Source organism: Pseudomonas sp. Irchel 3F6, assembly GCF_900187595.1.
Taxonomy (GTDB): Bacteria; Pseudomonadota; Gammaproteobacteria; order Pseudomonadales; family Pseudomonadaceae; genus Aquipseudomonas; species Aquipseudomonas siliginis.
The window spans coordinates 329,433-346,362 of the sequence record NZ_FYDP01000001.1; the positions used below are offsets into that span (position 1 = coordinate 329,433).

Below are 16,930 nucleotides of genomic sequence, written 5' to 3' on the forward strand. Positions count from 1 at the left end.
GGATGCAATGCTGATGAGTGATGTAACCGGTTACATCGTGGGCGAAATCTAGGCGTGAAATAGCCGAGTGTCAAATGCCAGCGGATGATCGACAGCGTTTCGATCGCTCGTTGCCTGCGGTAAGCTCCGCGTCTGATCGGCATGAATCAACGAGGTGTTTTTGTCCAATATTCGCGAAGTGGCTCGACTGGCCGGGGTTTCCGTGGCGACGGTTTCGAGGACTTTGAAATCGCCCGAGCGTGTGCTCGCGCCAACCCGTGAGCGCGTCATGGCGGCCGTGGAGCAGGCCGGCTATCGGCCGAACCTGATGGCCGTGCAGTTTCGTTCGCGGCGCACCGGCAATCTGGTGATTCTGGTGCCGACCATCGCCAATACCTTCTTTGCCCGGGTCATCAGCGGCGCGCAGCAAGCGGCGCAGGCAGCCGGTTATCGGCTGCTGCTGTGCGACACTCAGGGCCGGGAAGAACTGGAGCGACAATTCGCCGAGCTGGTGTACGCCTATCAGGCCGACGGGGTGATTCAGTTGCGCGCCTACGATCCTTTCGAAAACGCTCCGGCCGACGCCGATGTGCCGCCGATCATCAATGCTTGCGAAGTGCTCAAGGCCGGGCGTTATCCAACCATCAGCCTGGACAACGTTGCCGCCGCCAAAGCCATGACCGAACATCTGATCGCATCGGGGCACCGACGCATCGGCCTGATCAAGGGCTCGAAAAACAGCCCGTTGACTCTGGATCGACTGGCAGGCTACGAAGCGGCACTGCGCGAGGCCGGGATTGCCTTCGACGAAGCACTGATCTGCCATGGCAATTTCAGCCTCGAGGCCGGTTTTGCCGGCGCGCAAAAGATGCTCGCATTGGCCGAGCGGCCGAGCGCGCTGTTCTGCGAAAACGATGAAATGGCCATTGGTGCGCTCAAGCGCATCCGGCAGGCCGGGCTGCGTGTGCCCGAGGATATTTCATTGGTGGGTTTCGATGACATTCCCATGGCTGCGTTCTGCGATCCGCCGCTGACCACCATCTCGCAACCAGCCGAGGCCTTCGGGGCCAAGGCGGTCGAGATGCTGATTGCCCTGATCGAAAAGCGGCCGCTGGCAGAAAGGCATGTCGTCCTGCCGTTCGAGCTGACGCCACGCAGCAGCACGGCCCGCATCGACAACACGGGCAAGCGCTAACCTGATCACGCCGCTGGCGGTTTCGCCAGCGCAATCCCCGCTGCGCCCAACCGCTTCAACACTTCAAACAACAAATCGCTCTTGGTCAGCCCGACAATCCTCGGGCTGCCCACATAGCCGGTGACCGTGAGGGTTATGCCGTCCGGGGACAACTTGCTGAAACGCACGAATGGCGCCGGTTTATCGAGGATGGTTTCGTTCTCGTGATACGCATCCAGCAGCAGTTGTTTGACCTCCTCAGGATCGATATCCAGTGGAAACACCAGCTCCAGCGATGCTACGCCCTGAGCGCTGCCGCCGAGGGTAACGTTGCGCAGGTTCTGCGAGATCAGTTGCGAGTTGGGCACGATCACGATCGAGCGGTCGCTGAGCTGGATCTCCGTGGCGCGCACGTTGATCCGGCGGATGTCGCCCTCGACGCCGCTGATGCTGATCAGGTCGCCGACCTTGACCGGGCGCTCGGTGAGCAGAATCAGGCCGGAGACGAAGTTCTTGACGATCTCCTGCAAGCCAAAGCCGATACCCACTGACAGCGCACTGACGATCCACGCCAGATTGGTCCACTGCACGCCCAGCGACGACAGCGTCAGCAGAATCACGAAGGCGTAGCCGATATTGGAAAACAGCGTGCTCAGCGACGCGCACATGCCCGGGTCCATGTCGGTCTTGGGCAGGAATTCGTTGTCGAGCCAGCGGCTCAATGTACGGATCAGCCAGATGCCGATCAGCAGCGCCAACAGCGCATTGAGCAGGTGCCCGGGGACGATATTCAGCTTGCGCAAACCGGCGCCGCCAAGAATCGACATGATGTTGGTGACCAGTTGGCCGAGCGTGGTGCCGATGCCGCCGACAAACAACGAAATCAGCGCCATCAGCATCAGGCCGGCGCGGCTGACGCCGGACAACAGGATCGACGTTTGCTCAAGGCGTCGATCGCTGACCCCGAGCAATTGCTTGAGCGCCTGGCCGCTCGCGTGTTTCGGTGAAAACAGGTGTTCACAGGCGTCCTTGACCAACTGAATGAGCAAATAGAAACCCGACAGCACGACGTAGCTCCACACCAGTTCATAACTGATGAACCGCGCCAGCGAAACATAGCCGGCAAGCAGGGCAATGGCCGTGACAAACATCGAGACGCTGGCGACGCTGTAGATCAGCCCGGCGAACACGCTGTTCGTCGCCGAAGCGTCGTTGGCGGCGACCAAGGCCTTGCGCACTTTGCCCACGCGCACCAGCATCGTGCCGATGATCGCCAGCACCACCATGGAAATCACGCCGCGCCCGGCCATCACGATGTGGCTGCTCATGCCTGTGGCATTGGCGACTTGCACCAGCGTCACCAACACCAGCAACGCGCAGGCGAGGATTCGCGGATAAGGCTTGAGGGCCAGCGCCACTGGATCAGCAATTGCCGGCAGGCGCCACGACGGGTGCTCGGTGGACAGCAATGCACGGCTGAGCCCGGTGATCAGCACGCAGGCATAGACGACTTTTTCGAACTCTTCGGAGAAGGTTTCCAGCACCGGCGGCAGGGCGTCGTGGCGGGTGCAGGCGTAGAACAGCAGCTTCAGGGCGATGGCGGTGGTGATGAAGGTCGCTATGGCTGAGGCGAAGGCCAAGGCACTGCGGCGCAGTCGGCCCTCCGCCACGCGATGAATGCAGAACCAGGTCAGCCCGCGCTCAGCCAGACGTCGGCCGAAGGTCCAGATCAGCAGCGCCAGCAGCACCAGTACGCAGGTGTAAAACCGCTCGCCCGGCGCCCAGACCGTGGCCCATACGTCAGCCACCTGCTCGACGAACAGTCGCAGGCGCTGGCGGTCGTCCTCGCTTGGATTGATCAGTGGCGCCCAGAACTGCGGACTCAACACACTGCGCGTGCTCAGGGTCAGTTCGCTTTCCAGTAGCGTGCGGCGGATGCCGGCGATTTGCGTGATCAGGTCGGCGGCATTCTGTTTCAGTGCGGCGAGGCTTTTCAGGGTGCCGTCGACCTTGCTTTTCTGTTCCGCCAGCGCAGCCCGCTGCGCGACGATATCGGCTTGCTCGGCAGCCACCTCAGCGTCTGGAGCGGTGCCGAGCACGCCCAGTTGCACCGCCAGTTGCGCCTGTTGCGGCAACAGCGCTGCCGACAACCGATCGACATCGAGAATGAACGCCTGCACCCGATCCTGCGGGCCTTCGAGCTGGTTGTAATTGTTTGCCGCCGAAATCTGCTGCTTGAGCCCGTCGAGGCGTTGTTGCAGGGCTTGCAGATCGCTCTGCGAAATCACCGGCAGCGGCGCTGCGCCGGGGTTTGTCGGCGCGGCAGGCTCCGCTGCCCACGGCGCAGCGCTGCCCGGCATCAGCAGCAGGAACAGAATCAAAAACAACGACTTGAATGAACAACGCATGGGGGCGGCGGGCTCGAGTGGAACACACAGTCTATGAGGGTAGGTGATCGTGCCGAACAGGGCGGAAAACTTTCACTGGAAGAGGCGGGTATACGCTCATCCAGTCCAGCGGAATGATCCGCACAGCGAGCGGTCAACCGGCAATAACAGCTTCGAGAGCGTGCCATGTCCATCGCCAAGGAAACGATTGAATACCTGCGCCAACATTCGCTGATCATCACCACCGCCGAATCCTGCACGGCCGGGGAAATCGTCATGTTGCTGTCGGAAGTGCCCGGCAGCGGCGAGCTGATCGAATGCGGCTACGTGGTCTATTCGCCGCAGGCCAAGCAGCGCTTGCTCCACGTCAGCCCGGCGACCATGGAAACCTTCAATCTGACCAGCGTGGAAGTTGCCAGTGAAATGGCCATTGGTGCGTTGCGCGACAGCACGGCCAACGTCGCCGTCGCCACCACCGGCATTCTCGGCCCCGACGATATGGATGGCATCAAGGCCGGCACGGTGTGTTTCGCCTGGGCGTTTCAGTTCGATGACCGACATTTTCTGTTCAGCACCCGGCAATGGTTTCCCGGATCGCGGAGTGAAGTGCAGACCCTGGCCTGTGAATTCGCCTTGCAGCAGTTGCCGGCCTATCACCGTCGCGCCTTGCGCGGCGAAGGAGGGTGGCGCCGATGAAGCCCGACGCTGAGCATCCCGATCTGCAAAGCCGACGATTCCCGGTGCAGGAGGACATGGCCTATCAACTGAAGGTCTGGCGCTTCGAGCGCATCGGTTGGTATCTGCTGGTGCTGTGCATGCTGCTGGGTCTGTTGGGGCTGTTTTCCCGGGGCGTGCTCAGTTCGCAGGACGCCCGCAGCGACGATGGCAAAGTCCAGGTCGAGTACGAGATGTTCCACCGCAACGGCTCGACCAACCCGCTGAAACTCAGCGTGCACGCGACGCCTGAAGCTACCGTCGAATTGGACATCGGCGGCGAGATGCTCGATGGCTTCAGCATCGAAACCATGCAGCCGGCGCTGGTGCGTATGCGCAGCTCAGCGCAGGGCATGCGTTTGTGGTTGCAGGCGGATACGCAGGGCCAGGCAACGCTTTATCTGACCCTGCGCGGCGACGGACTAGGCCTGTTTCGCAGCCATATTCGCGCGCCAGGCTCGAGCGAAGTGAAGCTCATTCAATTCATTTATCCATAGGTGACCCATGGACTCGGTGTTGCGTGCACTCGCGATGTATCTGGCACTGATGGTGCTGTTCAAAATTGCCGGTCGGCGTTCGTTGGCCGAGCTGACGACGTTTGATTTCGTCTTGCTGATGATCATCGGTGAAGCCACCCAGCAAGCGCTGCTTGGTGATGATTTTTCCCTGACCAATGCGTTTCTGGTGATCATCACCCTGATCGCCATCGACGTTGGGTTCTCTTTGCTCAAGCAGCGGTCCAGCTGGATCTCGCGGCTGATCGATGGTGAGCCAACGATCATTGTCGAGAACGGCAAGCTGTTGCAGCGGCGTCTGCGCCATGCGCGGTTGGTCGAGGCGGATGTCATGGAGGCGGCGCGCTCCAGTCAGGGCATTGAAACCATCGACCAGATCAAATTCGCGATCATCGAACGCAACGGCAAGATTTCAGTGATCCGCCAGGATCCGGAAGGCGGCTGAGCCTTTGGCGCCGCGCACGCGCAATTTTTTTGAACGCTGAAAAAGCCCCGCAGCCCAATGCTTACAAGTCATCGGAGGATTGCGAAATGAACGAGGCAGCGAGTTACTTCTCCATCGCCGTGGCGGTGATCATTCTGCTGGTCGACCTGTGGGCGATTGTCAGTGTGTTTCGCAGCAACAAGAGCGTCGGCATCAAAGCCGCCTGGGCGATCGGCTTGATTGTCTTCCCGGTGCTCGGCCTGATCGTGTGGGGCATCGCTGGCCCGCGCGGCGTCAAGGAAGGGCCTTCGTCGCCGGAGCACAGTAAGGGCTGAGAGCCCGATGCAGTCCTGCAATGAATTTGCGCACATTCCGGAAGAAGGTAAACGATGCTAGGTCAAGCTTGAACCGGGTAGCAATACCACTGCTGAAAGGAGATTGTCATGAAGAAAATCTGCGTATGTCTGGGGTTCTGCTCAATGTTTCTGTTGAGCGGCTGCTTCGATTCCAACGATGCACCCAACAAGGACGGTGACAAAAGCAAACCGTCGGTGCAGATGCAGACCGAGAAGCCCGAGGACGGCAAGTAGCTGCTGGCGAGTAATCCCTGTGGGAGCGAGCCTGCTCGCGAAGGCGTCAGGTCAGACAACTCTGTGCTGACTGATGCTCCGTCTTCGCGAGCAGGCTCGCTCCCACATTGGTTCAGTCGTGTGAATAAACGTACTCCAGCCACACCCAATACATCAGCGCCACAGCACTGATCCCTCCTCCGAGAAAACACACCGCCACCCAGCCAGAGTGCGCATAGGTATACGTCGCCGCGATGGCGCCCAAACCACTGCCCACCGAGTAAAAACACATATACGCACCGACCAGTCGGCTCTGCGCATCGGGCCGTGCGGCGAAGATCAGGCTTTGGTTGGTGACGTGCACCGCTTGCACGGCGAAGTCGAGGAGGATCACTCCGACGGCCATCGCCAGCAGCGAACTGTCGACAAATGCGATGGGTAGCCAGGACAGCGTCAACAGCGCTAGGGTGATGCCGGTGGTGCGATTGCCCAAGCCGCGATCGGCCAGGCGCCCAGCCCGTGCGGCGGCGAGCGCGCCCGCCACTCCGGCCAGTCCGAACAGGCCGATCTGCGTGTGGGACAACGACAGGGGCGGGGCGCTGAGCGGCAGCACCATCGACGTCCACAACACACTGAACGCGGCGAAGATCAGCAGGGCGAAGATACCTCTGATGCGCAATACCCGCTCAGTCAAAAAAAGTTGGAACATCGAGCGCAGCAATTGCCGATAGCTGCCCTGTGCGGGCGGTTTTGCCGAGGCGGGCAGGGTGCGCCATAACAGCAGAGCCATGCCGATCATCATGACTGCCGAGACAAAATACACGCCGCGCCAACCGGCCAGATCAGCCACTACGCCGGAAACGAAACGCGCCAGCAAAATGCCCAGCACCACGCCACTGGTGACGGTGCCTACGGCGGCGCCGCGCTGTTCCGGACGAGCAAGGCTGGCGGTGCAGGCGACCACCACTTGCACCACCACCGCCAGCAATCCCACCAGCATCATGGCGCCGAGCAACACTCCCCAGCTCTCGGACAGGCCCACGGCACACAGCGCCGTTGCAGACAAAAGCAGTTGGCTGACGATGAGTTTCTTTCGATCGAGCAGATCACCCAGCGGCACAATGAACAGCAGCCCGACCGCATACCCGGCTTGCGTGGCCGTGACCACAACGCCGATTGCACCGGGTGAAACCCCGAGGCTGGCGGCCATCGATTCCAACAATGGCTGTGCGAAATAAACATTGGCCACTGCTATCGCGCAGGTGATTGCAAAGAGAAAAGTCTGCAAACGACTCAGCCCGGTCGTTGCGCTGTCAGCTGCGGCTTGCGCATTGATCAGGGTTTGCGTCTGACACGGCATCCTTGCTTCCTCGTAGTGTGGTTTTGAATTGAAACCGATACGTTGATCTTTATTCATTCGGGTTGTTAAATGCAACCACATTCAATAGCCGATCCATCAGGAATCACATGGCCCGACAACAAACATTGGCGCAGAGCGAATGCCCGGTGGCCCGAACACTCGAAGCCATTGGCGATCGCTGGGCCTTGATGATCATTCGCGATGCGTTCGATGACGTGCGCCGTTTCAGTGAATTCCAGAAACGTCTGGGCTTGGCCAAGAACATCCTCACGGTCAAACTGAAAATGCTCGTCGAGCTCGGCGTGTTGCAGATTCAGCCCGCGTCCGATGGCAGCGCCTACAAGGAATACGTGCTCACCGACATGGGCCGGGCGGTGTTCCCCATCGTCGTCAGCCTGCGGCAGTGGGGCGAGCGTTTTCTGTTTGTCGAGGGGGAGGAGCACTCGATCCTGCTCGACAACGAACGGGCCGAGCCCGTCGAAACTATCGTCGTGCGCTCCAGCGCCGGCGCGGTGCTGGCCCCGGCAGACTGTCACCGAAAAGTGGTGACGCGCCGGTAAAGAAGCCGAGCAGATAGTCGTGGCGCGTATTCACAGACGCGCTATCTCAGGGCATGGAACGTCGGGTCGGCATCTGGCGAGTTTCTGATCTAGGCTGTTTCCAACCTCGAGCAGCAGCGGTGCGCCGTTGCCAGATTGGTTTAACCAACGCGATTGCCGGAGTGCCTGATGAGTCTTTCACCTTTCCACCTCGCCATCCCGGTCTACGATCTTGCCGCTTGCCGCCGTTTTTACGGTGAAGTGTTCGGCCTGGACGAGGGCCGGTCCAGCGCGCAATGGGTCGACTTCAACTTCTACGGCCACCAGTTGGTCATCCACGAACAGCCGAAAACGGCTGCCCAGGAAAGCGTTCACAGCAACCCGGTCGACGGTCACGACGTACCGGTCCCGCACTTCGGCATCATTTTAGAGTGGCAGCAATGGGAAGCACTGGCCGAGCGACTGAAGTCATTCGGCACGCAATTCGTGATCGAGCCCTACATTCGATTCAAGGGCCAGGTCGGCGAACAGGCGACCATGTTTCTGCTCGACCCCTGCGGCAATGCGCTGGAATTCAAGGCGTTCAAGGACATGGGCCAGGTGTTCGCCAAGTAATCACAGCGTAGTGGTCTGACCGTTGCGATCGCGTTCATAAACCTTGTTGGCCTGCAGCTTCTCCTTAAGCCAGCGCTCGGCCGTCCCTAGTGGCCGTTGGCGTGCCCATAACAGGTCGACGCCGATTTGCCAGTCGGTATGCGGGTACGCCGACAGCTGCAACTCGACCAGTTCGCCATTGCCCAGTTCACGCTGGATCAGCTGGCGCGGCAGGGTCGCCCAGCCGAGGCCGGCGCGGACCATTTCGAGCAGGGCCAGATAGCTTTCCGCTTGCCACAGCTGCGTCGAACGCAGGTATTCACTGCTCGGCAGTTTGCTGGCGTGCGCACTGAACGCCAGGCGCCGATGCACGTGCAAATCGTCGAACGTGACGTTGTCCAGTTGCGCCAGCGGATGATCGGGATGACAGACGTGCAGCATGATCAGTTTGCCCAGTTGCTGGAACGCCAGTTCCCGGGGATAGCCCGGCTGCGAAAACGCCACGCCCAGCACCGCCTCGCCACTGCTGACCAGTTCGCTGACATCGCCGTAGACCGGGTGACGAATGATCAGATCGACAAACGGGAAGGCCTGCTCGAACGCTTGCAGCACCGGCATGATCGGGCCGTACGGCGTTTCAATCGCCAGGGTCAGGCTCGGTTCGACGCTATCGGAAAGGCAATCGGCGTGGGCCTCGAAGGTCATGCAGCGCTCCAGTACCGCCTCTGCCTGGACCAGCAATTTATGCCCGCTGGCGGTGAGGGCAGGGCTGCGGTTGCTGCGGCCGAACAGCTCGACGCCAAGGTCGGTTTCCAGATTGGCGATCGCTGCGCTGATGGTCGATTGCGTCTTGCCCAGCTTGCGCCCGGCGGCGGAGAACGAGCCGCTTTTCACCACCTGGACGAACATCAGCAACTGATCGAGTGAGAAGCGCATGCGGTGTACTCCGAGGTTGAGCGAGACGGCGATTGTGCCGCGTCTTTGCCATCGAAAAAAGCGATGGTTGCCAATTTGTTTCATCGTTAAAAACATTCAAGGATGACCCCGCGTCTTCGAACGCCGGGGCCGATTCTGTTTGTGCGTCTGTCCCTGAGCGCCCGCGATTACAACCAACGCTGCCCCTTCAGGAGCTTGTGCCATGACTACACAACGCGTTCACCCGGTCGACGAGGTGTTGCCCCTGCGGCAGCTTTTCACCTTCGGTCTGCAGCATGTTCTGGTGATGTATGCGGGAGCGGTGGCGGTGCCGCTGATTCTCGGCAGTGCGATGGGGCTGACGTCGGCTCAGGTGGTTTTACTGATCAACGCCAACCTGCTGACGTCCGGTGTGGCGACGTTGATTCAGACCCTCGGCTTCTGGAAGTTTGGCGCGCGTTTACCGTTGATTCAGGGCTGCTCGTTCATTGCGCTGGCGCCGATGATCATGATCGGCAAGGAGTTCGGCCTCAGCCAGATCTTTGGGGCGGTGATCGCCGCCGGCTTCCTGACCATCGCACTGGCGTCGGTGTTCAGCCGCTTGCTGCGATTCTTTCCGCCCGTGGTGATTGGCAGCCTGATCACCATCATCGGTATTTCACTGATGCCGGCGGCGGCAATCTGGCTGGGTGGCGGCAATCCCGATTCGCCTGACTTCGGTCGCCCGGCCAATCTGCTGCTGGGTCTGGCCACGGTCAGTGTGACGCTGGTGATTTATGCGAAATTCAGCGGCTTCATCGGTAACCTCAGTGTGCTCATCGGCTTGTTTGTCGGCAGCCTGATCGCTGCCGCCTGCGGCATGACGCACTTCAATCGGGTCAGCGAGGCGGCGTGGTTCGAGTTGAGCGCGCCAATGGCGTTCGGTGCGCCGGAATTTTCTCTGGTACCGATTCTGATCATGACCCTGGCGATGCTGGTGATCATGGCCGAGACCACTGGCAACTGCCTGGCCATCGGCAAACTGGTCGGCAAACCGACTACGCAGCAGACCCTCGGTAACGCCTTCCGCGCCGACGGCTTGTCGACCATGCTCGGTGGTCTGTTCAACAGCTTTCCCTATAACGCCTTCACGCAAAACACCGGCCTGATTGCGCTTTCCAGCATCAAGAGCCGCTTCGTCGTTGCGGCCGCTGGCGCGATCATGGTGTTGATGGGCTTGTTTCCAAAGCTCGGCGCGCTGATTGCGGCGGTGCCGACGCCGGTGCTGGGCGGCTGCGCGATCGTCATGTTCGGCATGACCACGGTGGCGGGCATTCAGGAACTGTCACGGGTGCAGTTCGAGGGCACACGCAACGCCATTATTGTTGCGGTGTCGGTCAGCGTCGGCGTCCTGCCGATGTCGTTTCCGGCCCTGTTCGAACATGTCGGCCCGACGCTGAAACTGGTGCTCGACAGCGGCATTTTTCTCGGTGCGATCACCGCCATTCTGCTCAACCTCTTGCTCAACAAACAAAAACCATCGACCGACGCCGTCGGCGCTTCCACGGCCGAACTGGCCGACTGACTTTTGTCTTTTCTCACTGCCCAGGAGTTACCCATGAATCAATTCACTCAGCTTGTCCCGGCCGGCGTCAGCGATCTGGACCTGGCATTACTGCGCCAGACCATCGCCCTGTCGCAGGCGTCGAAACAACGTGGCCGGCACCCGTTTGCGGCGCTGGTGGCGGACCGCGACGGCAACGTCATTGCCGAAGCGGGCAACAATTCGATGCCGCCGGAAGGTGATCCCACCCAGCACGCCGAACTGGTCGCGGTGGCTGCGGCGGCGAAGCGTTTGTCACCCACGGAGCTGGAGGCCTGCACGCTGTACACCAGCGCCGAACCTTGCTGCATGTGCGCGGGCGCGGTGTATTGGACCGGTGTCGGGCGAGTGGTGTACGCGTTATCGGAACATGCTTTGCTCGGGCTGACCGGCGATCATCCCGAGAACCCGACGTTCTCGTTGCCGTGTCGCGAAGTGTTTGCCAGAGGGCAGCGCACGGTGAGCGTTTTCGGGCCGATGCTGGAGGAAGAGGCGGCTGAGCCGCATAAAGGGTTCTGGTCTTAGTTGATATGGATCGTTCCCACGCGGAGCGTGAGGAACGATCAGTTTCGCGCGGTCAGGTACTGGTCACTTCACCGGGACGATAACCGCACATTCCCCAGCGGAATGCCCCCCCTGGTCTGTTGTGGGGCACCTGGCTGACTTGCAAGCTCAGCCAGGCGACCCGATTTGCCTAAGCCTCCGTCCAGTCCAGCGCTGCCGTCTCGCGCCACTTCACCTCCGTAATCCCATAGCGCTCGGCCTGGGGTTTGGAAACCACTTTCAACGGTGGTTTACCCGGTTTCGGAATCGGCGCAATACCGGCGTCACAGCTCGCCCAATGCCAAGCGTCGGCGTTGCGCATACTCTTGGCGCGGATGACGAATGATTTTGGCTGGTCGTGATGTTTGTATTCGATGACGAAAATATCGGTGCTACGCATGAGTTCCTCCTTACGCTCATACGTAAATGATTTTGTCCGACAAGAAAAATTCAAAGGATTTTCTGGCCAGATGATCATCGTCACTCAGCGCTCTGAAACGCGGTTCTTCATGAAGCCGCGCAGGTTCATCAGGAACAGGCAAAGCTGCAGAACGATCAGCGCGTAAGCCCCGGCATGGACGCCCCAGATCACCCACAGCAAATTGCTCAGACTGAAACAAACGAAGCCGCTCATGCGCCGTTGCGGTCGTTGCGAACCGATCAGCCAGGCGGCCAGAACGGTGACCAGCATCGCCGGCCATTGCACCCAATCCAGATATGCCAACACTCCATCCTCTGCTCAGATTTGCTTGATGCAGAAAGGGTACACAGCAACCGAAGTATGGTCACCGCCCGCACGGTTCTGCGTAGCAATGGCGGTGAAAAAGGTTTCGCCCGGCAGAAGCCGGGCGAAGATTTCAGGCGCGCAATCAGTAATCCCAAATCGCAGGTATCCAACGGAAAGCAGCACCATTGATCGCGACCCTACCCACCGAAGGGAAGGCCAGATGCGTGGCGACAAACAGCTCGCCGCTGGCGGCGGCTTCCTTGAGCATGCGCACGCGCACTTCCACCGATTTGGTCGGATCGTGTTCGAAACCGTTGTGCCAGTCAGGGTGATCGAACGCCACCGGGAACAACGCGTCACCGGCAAAGGTCAGGCGCTCGCCACCGGAGTTGACGTAGACCACGCAGTGCCCTGGCGTATGACCACCGGTGAGTTTTGCAACTACGCCCGGTGCAACCTGACATTCGTCTTCGAATATGTGCAACTTGCTTTCATAGTGGTTGATGAACGCGTTGGCGGTGCTGCGCAGGACGTCTGGTACTGGTGCGGGCATGTCGGTGCTGGTGAAGTCTGGCGTGGACCAGAAATTCACTTCGGCAGCGGTGACGTGGATGCGCACGTCGTGGCGCAGACGGCTCTTCACCGAGTCGACCAGTAGGCCGCCGATATGGTCCATGTGCATGTGCGTGATGACGATATCAGTGATGTCGGCGAGGGCCACCCCGGCAGCGGCCAGGCGCTTGGGGAACTGCCCGGCGCGCGGGAAACCGGGGAATTGGCCACCGAGGCCGGCGTCGACGAGGATGACTTGTTCGCCGCTACGCACCACCAGCACGTTGAGCGCCCAGTCGAAGGCGTCAGGGCCCAGATACATTTCCTTGAACCAGGCGGCACGGTCGGCGGGGTCGGCATTGGTTGACATGGTCTGGGTCGGCAACGGCAACACGCCGTCGCTGATCACCATCACGTCAATGTCGCCCAGGCGCAGGGCGTAGCGCGACGGCACCAGTTCTTCGCTTTGCGTTTGCAGGGCCACCGCGCGGTTGGCGGTGAAGGAATCCAGATGCAGGGTCATGGTGTTCTCCTTGTTCTCAGGGCTAAAGCGGAGGGTGAAATCAGGCTACAGGGATCAGCGGATCGGCGGCCGCGAGGGCGGCGCGACGTTCGGCGGCGGGCGGGTAGATCCACACCGTGTTGATCTGCGTCTTCAGCTCTTTGGCTTCGGCCTTCACCAGTTTCAGCTGACGATCCCAGCCTTCGGTGTACACCGCGCCCCAGGCGCCCAGATCCAGGCAAGTCACGTACTTGGGCTGGCGATACATTGTCGGAGCGACGCCGAGGATATCGGCGGCGGCGTTGTTGCCGGCGTAGCGACCCAGGCTGATCGCATGCTGGCAAGACATCGCGGCATAGTTGCCGAGGTCGTCAGTGGCGGCGCGAGCGACATCACCGGCGGCAAAGACGTGATCGATGCCGTGCACCTTGAGGTTGCCATCGACATGCAAGCGGCCCTGGCCATCGCGTTCGGCGTCGAGTTGTTCGGTGAGCGGGCTGGCGCGGAAACCTACGGTCCAGATCACGGTGTGGCTTTCGATGTGGCGGCCATCGGCGAGGGTGACGCCATTGGCATCCACAGCGGCAACGCTGGCATCGACGATCCATTCGATACCCAGGTCATTGGACGCCTCGATGATCGACGGGCGAATGCCATCGCCCATGGTCGCAGCGATGTCCTTGCTGCGATCGACAATGATCACGCGCAGGTCTTGATCCTCACCGAGAATCGCGCGCAGGCGCGCCGGCATTTCCGTCGCAGTTTCAATCCCGGTGAAACCGCCACCGGCGACCACCACGGTGTTGCGCGCAACGCTGGGCGGTTGGTTGCCGAGGGCGATGAGATGGCGTTCCAGACGCGCCGAGGATTCGATCTGATCGACATCGAACGCATGCTCCTTGAGGCCAACCACCGGAGGCCGAGCGAGCTGGCTGCCGCTGGCGAGAACCAGCCGATCGTAGGCCAGTTCACCCGGACGCCCGGCCTCGTCGCGGTAACCGATTCGGCGCGCCCGGGCGTCGATGCTTTCAGCGGTGCCTTTGACGAAGCGCACACCCACCGCATCGAACAGCGCGTCGAGCGGCGCGTACATGCTGTGCACGTCCGGCTCGTAGAAGCGCGGGCGAATACGCAATTCCGCTTGCGGGGCGAGCAGCGTGATCTCGACATCCTGACGGGCATGCATATCCAGCAAACGCGCAGCGCTCAGCGCACTCCACAGCCCGCCGAACCCTGCACCGATCACCAATAATTGCTGTTTCATAATGTGCTCCCTGACGCTGATGGATGGATGACACCCGAGTCCGATGCGGACTCTGGCGTGACGATCACTGGCCGCCGTAACTGGCTTGCCGTACTGCCTGGCGCTCAATCGCCCGCTGTGTAGAGCCATGCTAGGGCGGGGAGGCTACGAGCGCAGTTGTCCATCGGTGTGCGTGGGGTACGCATGGGTGGAAGGGGGGTATACGAAGGTATGGGGAAAAAGGATCAACCCAGCGCTTTTTCCAGGCAGGCGAGCAAACGTTCAGCCTGAAATGGCTTGGCCAGACACGCGATGACCCCGGGTACGCTGTTGGGCATTTTGCCCGCATGCGCCGACACAAAAATCACCGGCATCCGCCAGCCTTGCGCCCGCAGTGCATCCAGCATCTGCAAACCACCCATGCCCGGCATCTGAATATCGGAAATCAAACAATCAGTCTGCGCCGGCCCGTCCGAGTCAAGGTAGTCCGCTGGCGCCGCATAGCAGAACACCTGATACCCCGACGCTCGCAGCAGGCTGCTCAGCGATGTGCGCATTGCCTCGTCGTCGTCCACTACCGCAATGACATGCGTCTTGTACATAAAGCTCCCGGGCCGGGCGGCCGAGCTGGTGACTCCTGTCGTTCTTGCACCATACGCTGATGGCCAGCGGGCAAAACTATACGTAGGTATAGCGGTTCAGCCATCGCGGCTGAAGCGACTGCGGTAGTCGCGCGGGGAGATCGACAGGTGGCGCTGGAAGCAGGCGCGCAGGCGTTCTTCATCGTTGAAGCCGCAGAGGCGGGCGATTCGTTCGATTTTGTGCGGGGAGTTTTCCAGCAGGCGTTTGGCCGCTTCGAGCCGGAACAGCTCGAGCGCTTTCGACGGTGTGCGCCCGGTGCGCGCTTTATAGACCCGCGTGAAGTTGCGCAGGCTCATTGCGGCTTGCTCGGCGAGGCGCTCCACCGTCAGATTCGGGTCGCCGAGGCGCTCCATGAGCCAAAGGTGCAGATCATCGAACATCGCAGCGTCCTGCGCCTGCGATTGCAGCAGCGTGCTGTATTGCGCCTGGCCGCCGGGGCGTTTGATGTACACCACCAATTCCCGCGCGACTTGCAACGTCACTTCACGGCCGTAATCGGCCTCTACCAGCGCCAGCGCCAGATCGATCCCGGCGGTGACTCCGGCCGAGGTCCAGACCTTGCCTTGCTGAATGAAGATCGCGTCGGCATCTACCTCGACCGCTGGAAAGCGATCGCGCAAAGCGTCGCACATCGCCCAGTGAGTGGCAGCGCGGCGGGCGTCGAGCAATCCGGCCTGAGCCAGCAGAAACGCACCACTGCACACCGAGACCACGCGGCGGGCGAGGTGAGCATGGTCCTGCAGCCAGTCGCTCAGTTCGCGGTGCTCCTCAAGGGTCTGGCAGATGTCAGGGGCGCCGGGCACGACCAGCGTGTCCAGCGCGGTGGTGTCGAGCGTGGTTAACGCTTGGGTGTCGATGGCCAGCCCTTCGACGGTCGGGATCAAGCCGCCGCTGAGGCTGGCGGTGTGCAGTTGATAACCGGGCTGCCCGCGCTCGACCAAGGCTTTGCTCGCCGCCCAGAACACGGTCTGCGCACCGCTGAGATCGAGCAGGCTCAGCCGTGGGTAGGCGATAAACACCACGTCGCGCGGGGCCGTTGTAAAAGCGGGATGAGTGGACATCGCGGGCCTGCCTGTTTGCAGCGCTAGAGGCGGGACTGCCTCAGCCTGGCCGATTTTCAGGGGTTTCTGGCCGGCCGGCAATGGTGCTGACTGTTAGCCTGATTGCTGACCGTCCGGCCGGTGTCTGGCTGCGGTGGCCATCCTGAACTAGATTTATTGACCAGCCCAATGCGTGCTGCGATCTCGCCGAGGAGACACAATGACCTTGTGGTCGCATTCCAGCCCTGCGCAAAGTCCCGATGTGCTCGGCGAACCAGTGGTGTACGTGGTCGATGACGATGCCTCGATGCGCCAGGCGCTCGACAGCTTGCTGCGCTCGATCGGCTTGCAGGTGCGAACCTTCGACAGCGCCGGAGATTTTCTCGCGCAAGCGCAACGTGAGGTACCCGGTTGCCTGGTGCTCGACGTGCGCCTGCGCGGCGAAAGTGGCCTGACGTTTCAGGAACAGATGGAAAAAAATGGCTTGCGCATCCCTGTGGTGTTCATGACCGGCCACGGCGACATCGCCATGAGCGTCAAGGCGATGAAGGCCGGCGCGGTGGATTTTCTGGCCAAGCCGTTCCGTGATCAGGACATGCTCGACGCCGTGGCCAGTGCGTTGGCTCGCGACCGTGCGCGGCTAGCAGCCGAACACTCCGGCGCCGTTTTGTGTCGGGCTTACCAAACCCTGACCGCACGTGAGCGCGAAGTGCTCGGCTTCGTCATTGCCGGGCTGATGAACAAACAGATTGCCGGACAGCTCAACCTCAGCGAGGTCACGGTCAAGGTCCACCGTGGCCAGGTCATGCGCAAAATGGCCGCACGTTCAGTGGCCGATCTGGTGCGTATCGCAGAAGCGCTGGGCATCGAGCCTGTCCAGCGCAACCCCTGAGCGCTGGCGACGTGCAACTCACCGTGCGGCAAAAAAC

20 protein-coding genes are annotated in these 16,930 nt (G+C 61.0%); 11 read left to right on the top strand and 9 right to left on the bottom strand.

Going from position 1 to position 16,930, the window contains the following annotated elements:
* The first annotated feature begins 160 nt into the window (after positions 1-160).
* Positions 161-1,174: a LacI family DNA-binding transcriptional regulator gene (locus CKW30_RS01435; RefSeq protein WP_095180279.1), complete on the top strand. Its 1,014-nt coding sequence runs from the start codon at positions 161-163 to the stop codon at positions 1,172-1,174.
* 5 nt (positions 1,175-1,179) lie between these two features.
* On the opposite strand, the gene CKW30_RS01440 is transcribed toward CKW30_RS01435, so the two are convergent.
* Positions 1,180-3,561 (bottom strand): DUF3772 domain-containing protein, encoded by a 2,382-nt coding sequence (locus CKW30_RS01440; RefSeq protein WP_095179602.1) that lies wholly within the window; start codon positions 3,559-3,561, stop codon positions 1,180-1,182.
* Positions 3,562-3,726: 165 nt separating this feature from the next.
* Between CKW30_RS01440 and CKW30_RS01445 the strand changes: the two genes are divergently transcribed.
* The 5 genes from CKW30_RS01445 to CKW30_RS27245 all read left to right on the top strand — a co-directional run bounded on the left by CKW30_RS01445 (position 3,727) and on the right by CKW30_RS27245 (position 5,783).
* Positions 3,727-4,236: a CinA family protein gene (locus CKW30_RS01445; RefSeq protein WP_056784769.1), complete on the top strand. Its 510-nt coding sequence runs from the start codon at positions 3,727-3,729 to the stop codon at positions 4,234-4,236.
* Entirely contained in the window at positions 4,233-4,751 is a 519-nt protein-coding gene (locus CKW30_RS01450) for a hypothetical protein (protein WP_095179603.1), read from the top strand. The genes CKW30_RS01445 and CKW30_RS01450 overlap by 4 nt, the downstream gene beginning before the upstream one ends.
* Before the next feature lie 7 nt (positions 4,752-4,758).
* Complete coding sequence (locus tag CKW30_RS01455) at positions 4,759-5,214, top strand: DUF421 domain-containing protein (RefSeq protein WP_016774256.1); 456 nt, start codon at positions 4,759-4,761, stop codon at positions 5,212-5,214.
* 86 nt (positions 5,215-5,300) lie between these two features.
* Positions 5,301-5,528 (top strand): PLD nuclease N-terminal domain-containing protein, encoded by a 228-nt coding sequence (locus CKW30_RS01460; protein WP_056784773.1) that lies wholly within the window; start codon positions 5,301-5,303, stop codon positions 5,526-5,528.
* 108 nt (positions 5,529-5,636) lie between these two features.
* On the top strand, positions 5,637-5,783 hold the full coding sequence (locus CKW30_RS27245; RefSeq protein WP_177434183.1) for a hypothetical protein: 147 nt from the start codon (positions 5,637-5,639) through the stop codon (positions 5,781-5,783).
* 112 nt (positions 5,784-5,895) lie between these two features.
* On the opposite strand, the gene CKW30_RS01465 is transcribed toward CKW30_RS27245, so the two are convergent.
* On the bottom strand, positions 5,896-7,122 hold the full coding sequence (locus tag CKW30_RS01465; protein WP_095179604.1) for an MFS transporter: 1,227 nt from the start codon (positions 7,120-7,122) through the stop codon (positions 5,896-5,898).
* A 107-nt stretch (positions 7,123-7,229) separates the two neighbouring features.
* On the opposite strand from CKW30_RS01465, the gene CKW30_RS01470 reads away from it, so the two are divergent.
* Both CKW30_RS01470 and CKW30_RS01475 read left to right on the top strand, forming a co-directional pair.
* Positions 7,230-7,682, top strand: coding sequence for a helix-turn-helix domain-containing protein (locus tag CKW30_RS01470; protein WP_056784779.1), 453 nt, complete (start codon positions 7,230-7,232; stop codon positions 7,680-7,682).
* A 168-nt stretch (positions 7,683-7,850) separates the two neighbouring features.
* Entirely contained in the window at positions 7,851-8,276 is a 426-nt protein-coding gene (locus CKW30_RS01475; RefSeq protein WP_095179605.1) for a VOC family protein, read from the top strand.
* Here CKW30_RS01475 and CKW30_RS01480 read toward each other — a convergent pair whose 3' ends face one another.
* On the bottom strand, positions 8,277-9,191 hold the full coding sequence (locus CKW30_RS01480; RefSeq protein ID WP_095179606.1) for a LysR family transcriptional regulator: 915 nt from the start codon (positions 9,189-9,191) through the stop codon (positions 8,277-8,279).
* Between the two features lie 202 nt (positions 9,192-9,393).
* On the opposite strand from CKW30_RS01480, the gene CKW30_RS01485 reads away from it, so the two are divergent.
* Complete coding sequence (locus tag CKW30_RS01485; RefSeq protein ID WP_095179607.1) at positions 9,394-10,734, top strand: nucleobase:cation symporter-2 family protein; 1,341 nt, start codon at positions 9,394-9,396, stop codon at positions 10,732-10,734.
* Positions 10,735-10,767: 33 nt separating this feature from the next.
* Positions 10,768-11,277, top strand: coding sequence for a nucleoside deaminase (locus tag CKW30_RS01490; protein ID WP_095179608.1), 510 nt, complete (start codon positions 10,768-10,770; stop codon positions 11,275-11,277).
* 169 nt (positions 11,278-11,446) lie between these two features.
* Here the strand turns inward: CKW30_RS01490 and CKW30_RS01495 are convergent, their stop codons facing one another.
* The 6 genes from CKW30_RS01495 to CKW30_RS01520 form a co-directional block, all read right to left on the bottom strand.
* A complete protein-coding gene (locus tag CKW30_RS01495) occupies positions 11,447-11,695 on the bottom strand; it encodes a DUF6555 family protein (protein ID WP_041480580.1) in 249 nt (82 codons plus the stop codon).
* An 84-nt stretch (positions 11,696-11,779) separates the two neighbouring features.
* A complete protein-coding gene (locus CKW30_RS01500; protein WP_370593551.1) occupies positions 11,780-11,986 on the bottom strand; it encodes a hypothetical protein in 207 nt (68 codons plus the stop codon).
* Positions 11,987-12,164: 178 nt separating this feature from the next.
* Complete coding sequence (locus CKW30_RS01505; RefSeq protein WP_095179610.1) at positions 12,165-13,097, bottom strand: MBL fold metallo-hydrolase; 933 nt, start codon at positions 13,095-13,097, stop codon at positions 12,165-12,167.
* Between the two features lie 40 nt (positions 13,098-13,137).
* The gene (locus CKW30_RS01510; protein ID WP_095179611.1) at positions 13,138-14,340 is read right to left on the bottom strand and encodes an NAD(P)/FAD-dependent oxidoreductase; all 1,203 of its coding nucleotides are present in this window, start codon (positions 14,338-14,340) and stop codon (positions 13,138-13,140) included.
* A gap of 224 nt (positions 14,341-14,564) precedes the next feature.
* Positions 14,565-14,921 carry a response regulator transcription factor gene (locus tag CKW30_RS01515; protein WP_056784799.1) on the bottom strand — a complete coding sequence of 119 codons (357 nt, stop codon included), beginning with the start codon at positions 14,919-14,921 and terminating at the stop codon, positions 14,565-14,567.
* A 96-nt stretch (positions 14,922-15,017) separates the two neighbouring features.
* Positions 15,018-16,022 (bottom strand): GlxA family transcriptional regulator, encoded by a 1,005-nt coding sequence (locus tag CKW30_RS01520; RefSeq protein WP_056784802.1) that lies wholly within the window; start codon positions 16,020-16,022, stop codon positions 15,018-15,020.
* Positions 16,023-16,221: 199 nt separating this feature from the next.
* Here CKW30_RS01520 and CKW30_RS01525 point away from each other — a divergent pair, with 199 nt between their 5' ends.
* The gene (locus CKW30_RS01525; protein ID WP_056784803.1) at positions 16,222-16,893 is read left to right on the top strand and encodes a response regulator transcription factor; all 672 of its coding nucleotides are present in this window, start codon (positions 16,222-16,224) and stop codon (positions 16,891-16,893) included.
* The last annotated feature ends 37 nt before the right edge of the window (positions 16,894-16,930 follow it).